The organism is Methylobacterium frigidaeris, from assembly GCF_022179185.1.
Taxonomy (GTDB): domain Bacteria; phylum Pseudomonadota; class Alphaproteobacteria; order Rhizobiales; family Beijerinckiaceae; genus Methylobacterium; species Methylobacterium frigidaeris.
In genome coordinates, this window is record NZ_BPQJ01000057.1 from 23,658 (window position 1) to 38,381 (window position 14,724).

The following is a 14,724-nucleotide window of genomic DNA, read 5'->3' on the forward strand; positions in this document are numbered from 1 at the left end:
GCCTTGCGAAGGGGTATGAGGACGATGAAGAAGCTCGGGGTGATGGCGGTCGTCGGATTGGGCCTGCTCGGCGCGGTGGGGACCGCCACGGCTCAACCCTATGGCGGCCCCGATTACGGGTACCGCGACCGCGACCGCGACTATCGGGATCGCGACTACCGCAGCCGCGATAGCGACTACCGCGACCGCGACTATCGGGATCGCCGCGACGATTACGGCCGGCGGGACGACTATCGTGGCCGCGAGCGCGACTACGGGTCCCGTGACCGCGACCGGGATTACGGCGAGCGCAACCGCGGCGGCGCTGCTTTCAACGAACGCGAGTACCTGCGCTGCAATCCGGACGTGGCCCGCGCCGTGCTCGCCGGCAAGATGGAGTCGGGCTACAAGCACTTCCAGGTTCATGGGTTCCGCGAGGGCCGCAAGCTGGCCTGCTGAGACCGCCCCGACCACGAAAGCCGCCGGGGACGATTCTCCCGGCGGCGCGACGCCTCCTATTGCTGCCGGTGCGGCCGGGCACCACCCGCCTGCGACCGCAATGTGGATTTTTCCACAATTCTGCCCGGACCCTCGGCAGATTTCGCGCGTTCTGCCTGCGATCGCGGATCGATGAGCTGCGGTCCGGTCAGTTGACCTTCAGTAAAGGTATGCGCGCGCATGGCAACGAAGCAGAAGACCTTGCAGGACGCGTTCTACGAGACGCTCAAGGACGTGTACTATGCCGAGAGGCAGTCGGTTCGTGCGCTGAAGAAGGCGGCCAAGTCGGCGCAACACGAGGAGTTGCAGCAGGCCTTCGAGACCCATGCCGAGGAGAGCGCGACCCAGGTCGAGCGGATCCAGCAGGTCTTCGACATCATCGGCAAGCCCGCCCGCGGCAAGACCTGCGAGGCGATGCAGGGGCTGACGAGCGAGATGGAGGAGGATCTGGAGGATTTCGGCGACGGCCCGGCCGCCGATGCGGTGCTGGCCGCCTCGGCCCAAGCCCTCGAGCACTACGAGATTGCCCGCTACGGCACGCTGAAGACCTGGGCGCTCCAGCTCGGCCATGAGGACGCCGCCGCGCTGCTCGACGAGACGCTCCAGGAAGAGAAGAAGACCGACCAGTTGCTAACCGAACTCGCCGAGCGCCTCAACGTCGAGGGCACCGAGGACGGTGATTCCACCTCCGGTAATGCCAAGTCCAACACACCCAAGTCCAGCACACCCAAGTCCGGCACGTCCAGATCCGGCAAGGCGGCCTGAGCCGCGAGATCCGAGAGGCGCCGTCGTGGCGCCTCCTTTGCGTCTGCATGGCAAGCAAAGCGGCACAGATTTCTGTGCCGCCCGCTTCCGTATGAATTGAGTATTGACAGATTCAATACTGTCAATAATCGTCGATGTGATGCAAAGCATGCATCGTTTAACTTGCATCAAAGCTCGATTGTTTCACGTCCGTAAGATGGCGCCGTCGCAACTCCTGTCCAGCAATTGGAAGGAAGAAGCATGGCCACGATCCTCGGTACGAACGGCAACGACGTGCTCTCCGGCACGACCGGCGACGACGTCATCCTGGGGCTCCTCGGGGATGACAAGATCACCGATCCGGGCGGCTTCAACCGCATCGACGGTCAGGACGGCAACGACGTCATAACCGGCGGAGCGGATCTCGACTACATCGCCGGCGGACCCGGCAACGACGTCATCTACGGTGGGGCCGGCTTCGACCAGCTGATCGGCGAGGCCGGCAACGACCTGATCTACGGCCAGGACGGCGACGACTACGCCGCCGGCAATCCGGGCAACGACACGATCTATGGCGGTGCTGGTAACGACTTCTTCGTCGGTGAGCAGGGCAACGACCAGGTCTACGGCGAGGCCGGCAACGACTTCGTCGCCGGCGGCGAGGACGACGACCTGGTAAGCGGCGGCGACGGCGACGACCTCGTCGACGGTGACCTCGGCAACGATTCGTTGTTCGGCGATGCCGGCGCCGACGTGCTGTTCGGCGATTACGGCAACGACCGCATGAATGGCGGGCCGGGCAACGACCGTCTCGACGGCGCGGTCGGCACCGACACGGCGGTGTTCGATGCCGCGTTCCGCGACTTAGCGGTCACGTCGTCGGGATCGCTCGTCACCTTCGACGGATCGACGGGGCGCGACGAGGTCAAGAACACCGAGGTGTTCGAGTTCTCCGACCGCACGATCGTCCAGGCCGACGGCAACGCGGCGGTCGACGACCTGTTCTACCTCAGCCGGAACACCGACGTGCTGCTCGCCGGCCTCGATGCGGAGGCGCATTTCGGCCGGTACGGCTGGCGCGAGGGCCGGGATCCCAACGCCTATTTCGACACCAGGGGGTATCTGGCGGCCTATAGCGACGTGGCGGCGGCCGGTATCGACCCGCTCCAGCACTATCTCACCTATGGCTGGAAGGAGGGCCGCGACCCCTCGGCCAATTTCGACACCAAAGCCTATCTGGCGGCCAATCCCGACGTGGCGGCGGCCGGCATCAATCCGCTGGAGCATTTCCTGCAATACGGCGCCGGCGAAGGGCGCGCGGTGCAGGTGGGCGACGGCGCCTTCGCGACCGCCACGGCGCCGGGCGTCTATACCTGAGCGATGCGGGGCGCCGCCCGGCCGTCAAACACGAGAGACGGCGCCCGGCCGGGAGAGGCCGGGCGCCGCGTTCCGTGGACCGCGGGAGCGTAGGCGTCAGGCCGCAGCGGCCTTGCGCAGCGGCTCCAGCGCCGCGAACATCCGGGCCGGGGTCGCCGGCATGTCCATGTCGCGCAGGCCCACGCTGCGGTCGAGGGCGTCGACCACCGCGTTCATGACGGCCGGGCAGGAGCCGATGCTGCCCGCCTCGCCCGCGCCCTTGATGCCCATCGGGTTGGTGGTCGAGGGGACGTTCTTCGTCTCGAAGTGGAAGAACGGCACGTCGCCGGCCCGCGGCATGGCGTAGTCCATGAAGCTCGCGGTCAGGAGCTGGCCGTCGTCGTCGTAGACCGTGCGCTCGTGCAGCGCCTGGCCGATGCCCTGCGCCACCCCGCCATGGACCTGGCCGGCGAGCAGCAGCGGGTTCACCACGATGCCGAAATCGTCGCAGACGGTGTAGCGCACGATCGTGGTGATGCCGGTCTCGGGGTCGATCTCGACCTCGGCCACGTGGGTGCCGTTGGGATAGGTCGCGCTCGGCGGCACGAAATCGCCCTGGCCGGTCAGCATCGCCTCGGTGGCCTTCGGCAGGGCCGCCAAAGCCGCGAAATCGATCGACTTGTCGGTGCCGGCGACACGCACCGCGCCCTCGGCGATCTCGAGGTCGCCGATTCCGGCTTCCAGTTCCTCGGAGGCGAGCTCCTTGAGCTTGCCGGCGAGGTTCTTTGAGGCTGCGCCGACCGAGATGCCGCCGACGGGGATCGAGCGCGAACCGCCGGTGCCCGCCCCTGTCGCGACCTTGTCGGTGTCGCCCTGCACCATCCGGATCCGCTCCAGCGGCAAGTCGAGATGCTCGGCCGCGAACTGCGCGTAGGCGGTGGCGTGGCCCTGCCCGTTCGATTGGGTGCCGACATAGACCGTGGCACCCCCGTCCCTGTCGAGGGTGATCTTGACGTCCTCGCCCTCGCCCCAGGCGGTGCACTCGATGTAGGTGGCGAGCCCGATGCCCCGCACTAGGCCGTTGCGGCGGGATTCGGCGGCGCGGGCCTCGAAGCCGTTCCAGTCGGAAGCCTCGATGGCGCGGCCCATATGGGCGGCGAAGTCGCCGGTATCGTAGGTGCGATCGCCGATCGGCGTGGTGTAGGGCATCGCGCTCGGCGGGATGAAGTTGCGCCGGCGGATCTCGGCCGGCGACATCCCGGTCTCCCGTGCCGCCCGGTCGACCAGGCGCTCGATCAGGTAGGCCGCCTCGGGCCGCCCGGCGCCGCGATAGGCATCGACCGGCACGGTGTTCGTGTAGATTCCGCGCACCCGCACGTACAAAGCCGGCGTCTTGTACACGCCGGTCAGCATCGTGGCGCCGAGATACGGGATGTAGGGCCCGTACTGCGACAGGTAGGCGCCGAGATCGCCGATCACGTCGAAACGCATGGCGAGGAAGGTGCCGTCGGCGTCGAGCGCGACCTCGCCGACCGAGAGGTTGTCGCGGCCCTGCGTGCAGGCGACGAAGTGCTCGCCCCGCTCGGAGACCCACTTCACCGGCTTGTTCAAGCGGCGCGCGGCTTCGGCGGCCAGCGGGTACTCGCGGTAGGTGAAGGTCTTGGTGCCGAAGCCGCCGCCGACATCGCCGGTGACGACCCGGAGCTTGTCCTTCTCGACCCCGAGCACGCCCGCCAGGGTCTTGCGCAATCCGTGCACGCCCTGGCTCGGGATGGTGAGGGTGAAGCGCTCCGTGGCCGCATCGTACTCGGCGACGACGCTGCGGGTCTCCATGTAGTTCGTGACGAGGCGCTGGTTCTCGACCTCGACCTTCACGACCTTGGCGGCCTTGGCGAAGGCGGCGTCGACCGGCGCCTTGTCGCCCATGGTCGAGTCGAACGAGACGTTGTCCGGCTGCTCGTCCCACACCGCCGCCGCGCCGCTCGCGACAGCGCCGCGGATGCCGACGACGGCCGGCAGCACCTCATAATCGATGCCGATCGCCTCGACGGCGTCGCGGGCCTGGGCCACCGTGTCGGCGACCACGAAGGCGACAGCGTCGCCGATATGCTTGGCGACGCCCTTGGCGAGCAGCGGGATATTGGCGACATGGTTCTGGCTGCCGTCGCTGTTCGGCAGCGGCGCCTGGCACTTGATGTCGGTCAGGCCCGCCACGTCCTCGGCGGTGAGCACGAGGTGCACACCGGGCATCGACCGGGCGGCCTCGAGGTCGGTGATGGTGAACTTGGCGTGGGCGTGCGGGCTGCGCAGCAGCGCCGCGTGCAGGCAGCCCGCGGGGGCGTGGTCGTCGCCGTAATGGCCCTCGCCGGTGATCAGCCGACGATCCTCGACCCGGCGCAGCGGCTGGCCGAGACCGAACTTGGTCACTGTCATGTGAACCTCGCGATGCGATGCTGAATGGGGTGCGCGGCGCGGATGCCGACCGGCCTGGCTAGGCGGCGGGGCGCGCAGTCACACGTGATCGAGGGGATGCGACGGCGGAGGGTGTCCGGTCCCGCCTGCGCGGGGGCGCGGGGGGCCAAGCGGATCGGGAGCGGTCGGGCTCCGGCCATGGGTGTCACCATGGATCCTGCCATGCGGCGGTCATCCTCCGATGGACCGGCCGAACGTGCGACTCGGTCCTTATCGGCCAGACCGTAGCACGTCGGATCGGACCCGTCTGCGGCGCTGCTGACGCGCCTGTCCCATTCACCTCACAAAACTCCCGATGCCGCCGTCGCTCGTCGTGGCGGCAGGAGAGTCGCGGGAGCCGCTCACCCCCGCGCCTTGCCGGCGGCCCTTGCGGACGCCTCGCCCCCGCCGCTCACCAGGGTCAGCCGCGGGCGCGGGTCGAGAATCGACGCGACCTTGCGCTCCAGGTCCTCGCCGCGGAACGGCTTCTGCACCACCCGGTCCTCGCCGCCGTCGCCGTCGATCCGGGACAGGGCGGTATGATCGGCGTAGCCGGTGACGAACAGGATCTGGATCTGCGGCCAGCGCTGGCGGATCACGGTCGCGACCTCGACGCCGTTCATGCCCGGCATCGCGAAGTCGAGCACCGCGAGGTCGACGCAGGGGTCCGTCTCCAGCGCCTGGATCGCTGCCAGGCCCGAGCCCGCCTCGCGGATCGCGTAGCCGGCCTCGCCGAGACGCGTCGTGGTGATGTCGCGCACGTCGCTGTCGTCGTCGACGACCAGCACCACCCGCTTGTCGCTCGCGTCGCGGGCGCTGGCACAGTCGATCTCGACCGGGCGCACCTCGCGCGGGACGGCCTCCGCCGCCACCCGAGGCAGGTAGACCCGCACCGAGGTGCCCTCGCCGAGCGTGGTCTCGATGCGCACGCCGCCGCCCGACTGCTTGGCGAAGCCGTAGACCTGGGCGAGGCCGAGGCCGGAGCCCTTGCCGACTTCCTTGGTGGTGAAGAACGGCTCGAACACCCGGGCGAGCACCTCGGGCGGGATGCCGGTGCCGGTGTCGCTCACCGCCACCATCGCGTAGTCGCCCGGGTTCGGCTCCTCGGCCCGGCTCGGCTCGGCGGTGAGCTGGACGTTGGCGGTCTCGATGGTCAGGCAGCCGCCGACCGCCATCGCGTCGCGGGCGTTGATCGCGAGGTTGAGGATGATGAGCTCGATCTGGGTCGCGTCGACGAGGGCCGGCCACAGGTCGGGCTGCAGCGTCATCTCGATGCGGACCGAGCCGCCCATCGAGCTCTGCAGGAGGTCGCGCATCGACGCGACGGTCTGGTTGAGCTGCACCGGCACCGGCGCGAGCTTCTGCCGGCGCGAGAAGGCAAGGAGCTGCGCCGTCAGCCGGGCGCCGCGCTCGGCCGCACCCCGCATCATGTCGAGCCGGCGCTTCGAGCGCTCGTCCGAGACTGCGCGCTCCAGGAACTCGATGTTGCCGGCGATCACCGTCAGCAGGTTGTTGAAGTCGTGGGCGACGCCGCTGGTGAGCTGGCCCACCGCCTCGAGCCGCTGGGCCTGGCGCAGGGCGTCCTCGATCCGCTCGCGCTCGGCGATCTGGTGCTGCAAAGCCGCGTTGGCTTCGGCGAGTTCGCGCGTCCGCTCCGCGACGCGCTGCTCGAGGGATCCGTTGAGGTCGCGCAGGGCCTGCTCGGCGGCGCGTCGGCGCAGATGGGCGCGAGCCTCCGAGAGGGCGCGCAGGATGACCCGCGGCAGCCGGTCGAGGCGCTGCTTGGTCACGTAGTCGGTGGCGCCGTGCTTCAAGGCCTCGACGGCCACGTCCTCGCCGAGGGTGCCGGAGACGAACACGAACGGGACTTCCGGGCAGGTCTGGCGGGCGGTGGCGAGCGCGCTCATGCCGTCGAAGGCGGGCAGCACGTAGTCGGCCAGGATGATGTCGTGGCATCCCGTCGCCGTCGCCGCCGCGAAGGCGTCGCGGGCGATCACCCGATCGATCACGATGGCGAGTCCCGCATCCTCGAGGATCGCGGTGAGGAGCTCGGTGTCGAGGTCGTTGTCCTCGAGGAGCAGGATGCGCAAGGGGGTCTCGCCGTCCTCCGGCGCCGTCACGTCAGTCACCGGAGGCCCAGTCCGTCCGGTGGGGCGGCGGCTCGTTGAGGACGGCCCAGAACACACCGAGATCCTGGATCGCCTCGAAGAACTCCTTGAACCCGACCGGCTTCACCACGAAGGCGTTCACGCCGAGCTGGTAGGAGCGCACGAGGTCGCTCTCCTCCCGCGACGAGGTCAGCATCACGATCGGAATCGCCCGCGTCTTGGGGTCTCCCTTCACCGCCGCCAGCACCTCGAGCCCGTCGACCTTGGGCAGCTTGAGGTCGAGCAGCACGACCGCCGGATCCTGCGTCGACCGCTCGGCATGCGGGCCTTGCCGGCGCAGGTATTCGAGCGCCTCCGCCCCGTCGCGGCAGATGACGATCTTGTTCGCGAGCTGGCTCTTCTCGAGCGCCGCCAAGGTCAGCTCGATGTCGTTGGGGTTGTCCTCGACGAGGAGGATCGGCTTGAGGTCGGCCATGGCGCGTCTCTAACGGATGGGGAGCGTGAAATGGAAGGTCGCACCTTGGCCGAGGACCCCCTCGGCCCAGACCTGTCCACCGTGACGCTCGACGATGCGGCGGACATTGGCGAGCCCGATGCCGGTCCCCTCGAACTCCTCGACCCGATGCAGGCGCTGGAACACGCCGAACAGCTTGTTGACATAGGCCATGTCGAAGCCGACGCCATTGTCGCGCACGCAGAACACCGCCTCGCCCTCGCGGTCGGCCTCGCGGGTGACCTCGATCACCGCCTCGGGCCGGCCGCGGGTGTACTTGACCGCGTTCGAGAGCAGGTTCTCGATCACGAGCCGCATCATCACCGGGTCGGCCTGGGCCCGGCCGAGCGGGCCGACCTGCCAGCGGATCGTCCGTTCGAGGGGAATGTCGCGGATCATCTTGCGGCGCACGTCCTCGACGAGCTGGTTCATGTCGCAGGGGATGCGGTTGAGTGCGTTGCGGCCCATCTGCGAGAACGTCAGCAGGTTGTCGACGAGCGTGCCGGCCGAGAACGCCGCCTCGATGATGGTGTCGATGTAGCGCCGGCCGCGGTCCGAGAACTTGTCGCCCTCGCGCGAGCGCAGCAGCTCGGCATAGCCGACGATGTGTCGGAACGGCGCCCTCAGGTCGTGGCTCACCGAGTATGAGAACGCCTCGAGCTCCTTGTTCGAGCGCTGCAATTCCTCGGTGAGCGACGCCAGCTCCTCGGCCCGGCGCAGCACGATGCCGAGCACCGCGGCGCGCAGGTCCTTGGCGGTGTCGATCTCCGGCACCGACCACGGCAGGGAGCGGCCTTGCACCGTCTCCTTCCAGGTCTCGAAGGACTTGCGCGGGTGCAGCCGGTCGGGGCCGCCGGCCGGGTCCTTGGTGGCGGCCTTCTTCGGGTCGCCACCCCAGCGCACGGTCTGGACCACCTCGGGCCGGAACCACAGCACGTAGCTGGCATATTTCTCCGAGATCGAGATCGCGAGGAGCCCGCTCGCCGTGTCGGCGATGGTGCGCGCCGGCGGGTATTCCTCGGAGAGGGCGTCGGTGACGTGGACCGCCTCGCCGCCATGCTCGGCCGAGAGCCACTCGTAGACGCCCCTCACCTGCCGCTCCGAGGGCGTGCGGCCCAGGAGGTGACAGCGCTGGCCGGTGACGATCGCCGCGCCCCCGGCATTGGTGAGCGCCAGCACATCCTCGGGGTGGTTGAGGAAGCCCTCGACGAAGGTCTCCTCCTCGGCCATGAAGCCGAGGAGGCGCGCCTGGATCGCGCCCAGGGTCAGGCGCTGCTCGGCCAGTGTCCCGCGCTCCTTGGCGGCGAGCTGCAGAGCGAAGGTCTGGGTGAGGATGTCGCAGGCGTTGCGGGTCTGCAGCGGCACCCGCCGCGACGTCTTGTTGTGGCAGGAAATCAGGCCCCACAGCGCGCCCTCGACCAGGATCGAGATCGACATCGACGCCATCGTGCCCATGTTGCGCATGTACTCGACATGGACCGGCGAGACGCTGCGCAGGACGGACTGGCTGAGGTCGAGGGGCGCCCCGGTCGACGGGGTCAGGGCCGGCACGATCGGGACCGGCTCGTAGGCCGCGTCCGGGATGATGCGCAGGCGGTTGCGGCGGTAGAGCTCCCGCGCCTGGGCCGGAATGTCGGAGGCGGGAAAGCGCAGGTCGAGGTAGGAGGGCAGCACGCCGTTGCCGTCCTCGGCCACGACGGTGCCGTGCCAGTCGCGATCGAACCGGTAGACCAGGGCGCGGTCGAACCCGGTGAGCTGGCGGATGTCGGCGGCCAGCAGCCCGCACAGGTCCTCCACCGTCCCGGCGCCGTGCAACGCCTCGATGAAGGCGCGCAGCCGCGGATAGAGCGTATCGAGGCTGCCGGACGCGGCCTCGCCGGCGCTCTCCTCGAATTCGAGCACGATGAGGGTGCCGGAGCGGTGCGCCGCGAGGTCGTAGGACCGGGTGCCGCCGCGCTCGCGGGGGCCCTCGGTCTCAAGGGTGAGCGTACCGAGATAGGCCGCGCCGCCATGGCTGAGATCCTGGCCAAGATCTTGGCCGAGCTGCGTCGTCAGCGCCTCGACGATCGGCGCCCCGACCTCCGGCAGCGCCTCGCGCAGGGCACGGCCATGGGCCTGCGCGGCGGGCCGCCCGGGCAGGTCGGGCAGGTTCGCGCTGGCCTGGACGATGCGTAGCTCCGGTCCTTCGAGCGCCAGCAGGAACCCGTGCGGCTGTAACGTGCCGAGGACGTGGATCGGCTCCCTGTCGCAGGCCGTGAGTTCCGCCGGTTGCACAGACCGCATGGCCGCCCTCGCCCCTCGCGCCGTTCGGATCCGAACCGGTTTCCCGCCGGGGACCTTAAGGGAAGGCAGTCGCTCCCACCAGTGCGCGAATCCGGCGCGGCAGCGTGGATCGTCCCATCTCTGAGGGTCTCAGGTGGCATCCTGCACCGGTTCGTTTGCCGACGGTCGGCCATCGATCATGTAATACCGCCGCACCTTAGAACGGACGCGTTCGAAGGTGCCAGGCAAGCCCGAACGGACGCCGGCGCTGATGCGCCGGCGCCCGGTAATCTTCTCGGCCGCCCCGCTGACACGCTGGACGATCGTCGATGACCGGCGTGCTCGTGGGCGAAGACGCGCGAGCCTCGCATGAGCGAAGGACTGTCACCCATGCGTCGAGGCGCGGCGCCGCGAGCGGCCGCGCAGGCACGCGACGCGCCCCGGCACGCTCTCGCCCGCCGCCGGCCTCCTCGTCGCGCACCTCGAGCGCAGTACGCCTCGCGCTTACCGCCTGCGTTCCCGTGGCGAGAACGGTCGCTCGTGAGATACGGTTGGATCCGCTCCGCGTTCTTCCACTATGGAAGGCCCAAAGACAGATCGGTACGGAGGAGACGTCATGAGCGGACCGCTCGCGGGCATTCGCGTTCTGGAACTCGGCCAGCTGATCGCGGCGCCCTTCGCCACCCGCCTGATGGCGGAGTTCGGCGCCGAGGTGATCAAGGTCGAGCCGCCCGGCGAGGGCGACCCCTTGCGCAGGTGGCGCAAGATGCACGAGGGCACCTCGCTCTGGTGGTACCTGCAGTCGCGCAACAAGAAGTCGATCGCCGTCAACCTCAAGTCGGCGGACGGCCTCACGATCGTCAAGCGGCTGGCCGAGAGCGCCGACGTGGTGGTGGAGAACTTCCGGCCCGGCGGGCTGGAGAAGCTCGGTCTCGGCTGGGACGTGCTCTCAGGCCTCAACCCGAACCTCGTGATGGTCCGAATCTCCGGCTACGGCCAGACCGGACCCTACCGCGACCGCCCGGGCTTCGGCGCCATCGGCGAGTCGATGGGCGGCATCCGCTTCACCACCGGCGATCCGAGCACCCCACCGTCCCGCGTCGGCGTCAGCATCGGCGACACGCTCGCCTCGCTCCACGGCGTCATCGGCGCCCTGATGGCGCTGCTGCGGGTTAAGACCGGCCAGGGCGCAGGCCAGGTGATCGACGTGTCCCTCGTCGAGAGCGTGTTCAACGTCATGGAGAGCCTGGTGCCGGAATACGACCTCCTCGGCGAGGTTCGCACCCGCACCGGCGGAGCGCTTCCGGGCATCACGCCCTCGAACACCTATCCGAGCCAGGATGGCGGCTTCGTCGTCATCGCCGGCAACAGCGACCCGATCTTTCGTCGCCTCATGACAGCGATCGGCCGGCGCGACCTCGCGGAAGACCCGGACTTGCGCAACAACGAGGGCCGCTCGAGGCAGGCCGCGATGCTCGACGCGGTCATCGCCGACTGGACCAGGGGCCGCACGGTGACGGACGCCCTCGCGGTGCTCGACGCCGCCGAGGTGCCGGCCGGCCGGATCTATTCGGTGGCCGACATCGTCGCCGACCCGCATTACGCCGCCCGCGACATGATCCTGGAAGCTGACCTGCCCGGCGACGCGCGGGTGAAGATGCCCGGCATCGTCCCGAAGCTCTCCGAGACCCCCGGCACCGTGCGCTGGCAGGGCCCGGCTCTGGGCGCCCACACCGACTCGGTGCTCTCCGAACTCGGCTTCGACGAAGCCGGCATCGCGTCCCTGCGTCAGAAGGGAGCCGTCGCGTGAGCGAGATCATCATCCAAGAGGTCGCGACCCGCGACGGCTTCCAGATCGAGCCGGTCTTCGTGCCGACGGACGAGAAAATCCGGTTGATCGACGTGCTCTCCGCCGCCGGCTTCTCCCGCATCGAGGTCTCATCCTTCGTTTCGCCGAAGGCGGTGCCGGCGCTCGCCGACGCGGCCGAGGTCTTTGCAGGCATCGCCCGCCGGCCAGGCACCGTCTACGTCGCCCTCGTCCCGAACCCGAAGGGCGCCGAGCGGGCGCTGGCAGCCGGGGCCGACGAGATCAACCTCGTCGCCTCGGTGAGCGAGACCCACAACCGCGCCAATATGGGGATGACGCCGGAGGCCTCGATCCGGGGCTTCGCCTCGATCATGGAGACGGTGCGCGGCCAGGTCAGCGTCAACGCCACGGCCGCGACCGCTTTCGGCTGCCCGTTCGAGGGCATCGAGCCCGAGGACAAGGTACTGGCCCAGGTGGAGCGCTATTTAAGCCTCGGCGTCGACGGGGTGACCCTCGCCGACACGACCGGCATGGCCAACCCGCGCCAGGTCGCCCGCCTCGTCGCCCGGGTGCTGCCGCTGGTGGGGGCCGAGCGCCTGACGCTGCACTTCCACAATACCCGCGGCTGCGGCCTCGCCAACGTGCTCGCGGCGTACGATTCCGGGGCGCGCCGGTTCGACGCGGCGCTCGGGGGCTTGGGCGGCTGCCCGTTCGCGCCTGGCGCCACCGGCAACATCTGCACCGAGGACCTGGTCAGCATGGCCGAGGAGATGGGTCTCGCGACGGGCCTCGACCTCGACGCCTTGCTCGCGCTCGCCCGCGACCTGCCCCGCCTCGTCGGCCACGACGTGCCGGGCCAAGTCGCCAAGGCCGGACGCCCGCTCGACCTGCACCCCACCCCGCCGCTCAAGGCGGCCTGACGCCGGGAGGCCGCCCGCGAGACGGCGGTCCCGCTCTGGTTTCCCGAGAGGCCTGCGCCGCAACGACCGCGGCATTTGAGGACCGACCGGCGTCATCAATCACCCGCGCGGACGCATCGGCAGGGCATCTCCCCTCTCCGTCGCCTGATCCCTCCTCATGGGTGGCGCGCGCTCACGGCGCTTGGTCGAGGCGCCGGGCGCTTGCTAGCCTTGCCCGATCCGGCCCCGCGGTGACGCCATGACCGGGGGAGCCAACACCACGGAGCCGGGCGCCGACGGGCGCGACGGCCTCCGGACGAGGGAGACGCCGACGCCATGAGAGAGCCAAACGAAGCCGGTCCCGTTCACCGCTATGATGCGATCATCGTCGGGGCCGGGTTCTCCGGCCTGTACCAGCTGCACCTGCTGCGCGACCGGCTCGGCCTGTCGGTGCGGGTGCTGGAGGCGGCCGAGGGCATCGGCGGCACCTGGTACTGGAACCGCTATCCCGGGGCGCGCTGCGATTCCGAGAGCTACTACTATTCCTACTCGTTCTCGCGCGAGCTCGAGGACGAATGGGAGTGGACCGAGCGCTATCCCGAGCACGGCGAGATCCGCCGCTACCTCGACCACGTCGCCGACCGGTTCGATTTGCGGCGCGACATCCAGCTCGGCACCCGGGTCGCCGGCGCGACCTACGACGAGGCGGCGAATCGCTGGACCGTGACCACCGAGGTCGGCGAGCGCTTCGAGGCGCAGTTCGTGATCGCCGCCGTCGGCTGCCTGTCGAGCGCCAACGTGCCGGCCATCCCCGGCCTCGAGAGCTTTGCCGGCGCCTGGTACCATACCGGCCGCTGGCCGCACGAGGGCGTCGACTTCTCGGGCAAGCGCGTCGGGCTGATCGGCACCGGGTCGACCGGCATCCAGGCGACCCCGGTGATTGCTGCGGAGGCCGCCCATCTCACGGTGTTCCAGCGGACCGCCAATTACAGCGTGCCGGCTCGCAACGGCCCGATGGACGAGAGCTTCAAGGCCTGGGTCCGCGAGAACTCCGAGGCTTTGCGCCGCAAGGCCCGCGAGGCGCCGAACGGCCACCCGTTCGACTTGTCCGATCGCTCCGCCCTCGCCGTCTCGGCCCAGGAGCGGGAGGCGATCTACGAAGCGGCCTGGGACCGCGGGGGCCTGCGCTTCCGCGCCGCCTTCCGCGACATCATGCTCGACCGCGACGCCAACGAGACCGCCTCGGCGTTCATTCGAGGCAAGATCCGCAGCATCGTCAAGGATCCGGAGGTGGCGGAAACCCTCACGCCGCGAGACCATCTCTTCGCGACCAAGCGCCCGCCGATCGACACCAACTACTTCGAGACGTTCAACCGCGACAACGTCACGCTCGTCGACTTGAAGTCTTCGCCCATCGAGGCGATCGTGCCGGAGGGCGTCCGCACCCGGGACGCGACCTACCCCCTCGACGTGATCGTGTTCGCCACCGGCTTCGACGCCCTGACCGGTCCGCTTCTCGGTCTTGATATCCGCGGCCGCGACGGGCTCACGCTCAAGGACGTTTGGGCGGCCGGTCCGAAGAGCTATCTCGGGCTGCAGGTGCCGGGCTTCCCGAACCTGTTCACCATGACTGGGCCGGGCAGCCCTTCGGTGCTGACCAACATGCCGGTGGCGATCGAGCAGCACGCCGAGTGGATCGCCGATTGCCTCTTGCACCTGCGTGAGCGCGGGCTGGACCGGATCGAGGCGATGCCGGAGGCGGCCGAATCGTGGGGGGCAGAGGTCAACCGTGCCGCGTCGGCGACGCTGCTGCCGATGGCGAGCAGTTCGTGGTACCTGGGCGCCAACGTACCGGGTAAGCCGCGGGTCTTCATGCCTTATGCCGGCGGGATGGCGCATTACCGGGGCATCTGCGAGCGCGTGGCGGCCGAGGGCTACGACGGCTTCGCCCTGCGCTGAGGTCCCCTCCCCGCCGGACCGTTCGGCAGCGCAACCGTAACGAAGACACGGTGGAAGATCTCTGCCGCGTCGACGGAGTGAAGCTCTTCTTCGTTTGGCCTGAACGCGAACAGGCCCGCCGGCTTTCGCCGACGGGCTTGTTCATGATCTTGGTTGCGGGGACAGGAT

At 69.3% G+C, this 14,724-nt stretch carries 10 protein-coding genes; 6 read left to right on the forward strand and 4 right to left on the reverse strand.

The genetic code is table 11. The features are described from left to right. The first annotated feature begins 15 nt into the window (after positions 1-15). The 3 genes from MFF64_RS32115 (at position 16) to MFF64_RS32125 (ending at position 2,598) form a co-directional block, all read left to right on the forward strand. The gene (locus tag MFF64_RS32115; RefSeq protein ID WP_425324405.1) at positions 16-438 is read left to right on the forward strand and encodes a hypothetical protein; all 423 of its coding nucleotides are present in this window, start codon (positions 16-18) and stop codon (positions 436-438) included. Positions 439-657: 219 nt separating this feature from the next. Beyond that, complete coding sequence (locus tag MFF64_RS32120) at positions 658-1,242, forward strand: YciE/YciF ferroxidase family protein (protein ID WP_238193365.1); 585 nt, start codon at positions 658-660, stop codon at positions 1,240-1,242. Between the two features lie 240 nt (positions 1,243-1,482). Further along, positions 1,483-2,598 carry a calcium-binding protein gene (locus tag MFF64_RS32125; RefSeq protein WP_238193366.1) on the forward strand — a complete coding sequence of 372 codons (1,116 nt, stop codon included), beginning with the start codon at positions 1,483-1,485 and terminating at the stop codon, positions 2,596-2,598. Positions 2,599-2,694: 96 nt separating this feature from the next. Here MFF64_RS32125 and MFF64_RS32130 read toward each other — a convergent pair whose 3' ends face one another. From MFF64_RS32130 to MFF64_RS32145, 4 genes are all read right to left on the reverse strand, one after another. Beyond that, entirely contained in the window at positions 2,695-5,010 is a 2,316-nt protein-coding gene (locus MFF64_RS32130) for a xanthine dehydrogenase family protein molybdopterin-binding subunit (protein WP_099899156.1), read from the reverse strand. 380 nt (positions 5,011-5,390) lie between these two features. Continuing rightward, entirely contained in the window at positions 5,391-7,148 is a 1,758-nt protein-coding gene (locus MFF64_RS32135) for a response regulator (RefSeq protein ID WP_099899158.1), read from the reverse strand. Position 7,149: 1 nt separating this feature from the next. Then, complete coding sequence (locus MFF64_RS32140) at positions 7,150-7,611, reverse strand: response regulator (RefSeq protein ID WP_099899161.1); 462 nt, start codon at positions 7,609-7,611, stop codon at positions 7,150-7,152. A gap of 9 nt (positions 7,612-7,620) precedes the next feature. Beyond that, positions 7,621-9,912: an ATP-binding protein gene (locus MFF64_RS32145; protein ID WP_099899163.1), complete on the reverse strand. Its 2,292-nt coding sequence runs from the start codon at positions 9,910-9,912 to the stop codon at positions 7,621-7,623. 595 nt (positions 9,913-10,507) lie between these two features. Here MFF64_RS32145 and MFF64_RS32150 point away from each other — a divergent pair. From MFF64_RS32150 to MFF64_RS32160, 3 genes are all read left to right on the forward strand, one after another. Further along, positions 10,508-11,701, forward strand: coding sequence for a CaiB/BaiF CoA transferase family protein (locus MFF64_RS32150; RefSeq protein ID WP_099899165.1), 1,194 nt, complete (start codon positions 10,508-10,510; stop codon positions 11,699-11,701). After that, positions 11,698-12,618 (forward strand): hydroxymethylglutaryl-CoA lyase, encoded by a 921-nt coding sequence (locus MFF64_RS32155; RefSeq protein WP_099899167.1) that lies wholly within the window; start codon positions 11,698-11,700, stop codon positions 12,616-12,618. The genes MFF64_RS32150 and MFF64_RS32155 overlap by 4 nt, the downstream gene beginning before the upstream one ends. A 315-nt stretch (positions 12,619-12,933) precedes the next feature. Then, complete coding sequence (locus MFF64_RS32160) at positions 12,934-14,556, forward strand: flavin-containing monooxygenase (RefSeq protein ID WP_099899169.1); 1,623 nt, start codon at positions 12,934-12,936, stop codon at positions 14,554-14,556. Positions 14,557-14,724: the final 168 nt, after the last annotated feature.

Bases quoted from the DNA above. Each gene is read 5' to 3' on its own strand.
- MFF64_RS32115 (WP_425324405.1), top strand. From the start codon at position 16: ATGAGGACGATGAAGAAGCTCGGGGTGATGGCGGTCGTCGGATTGGGC.
- MFF64_RS32140 (WP_099899161.1), bottom strand. From the start codon at position 7,611: ATGGCCGACCTCAAGCCGATCCTCCTCGTCGAGGACAACCCCAACGAC.
- MFF64_RS32145 (WP_099899163.1), bottom strand. From the start codon at position 9,912: ATGCGGTCTGTGCAACCGGCGGAACTCACGGCCTGCGACAGGGAGCCG.
- MFF64_RS32150 (WP_099899165.1), top strand. From the start codon at position 10,508: ATGAGCGGACCGCTCGCGGGCATTCGCGTTCTGGAACTCGGCCAGCTG.
- MFF64_RS32130 (WP_099899156.1), bottom strand. From the start codon at position 5,010: ATGACAGTGACCAAGTTCGGTCTCGGCCAGCCGCTGCGCCGGGTCGAG.
- MFF64_RS32160 (WP_099899169.1), top strand. From the start codon at position 12,934: ATGAGAGAGCCAAACGAAGCCGGTCCCGTTCACCGCTATGATGCGATC.
- MFF64_RS32120 (WP_238193365.1), top strand. From the start codon at position 658: ATGGCAACGAAGCAGAAGACCTTGCAGGACGCGTTCTACGAGACGCTC.
- MFF64_RS32125 (WP_238193366.1), top strand. From the start codon at position 1,483: ATGGCCACGATCCTCGGTACGAACGGCAACGACGTGCTCTCCGGCACG.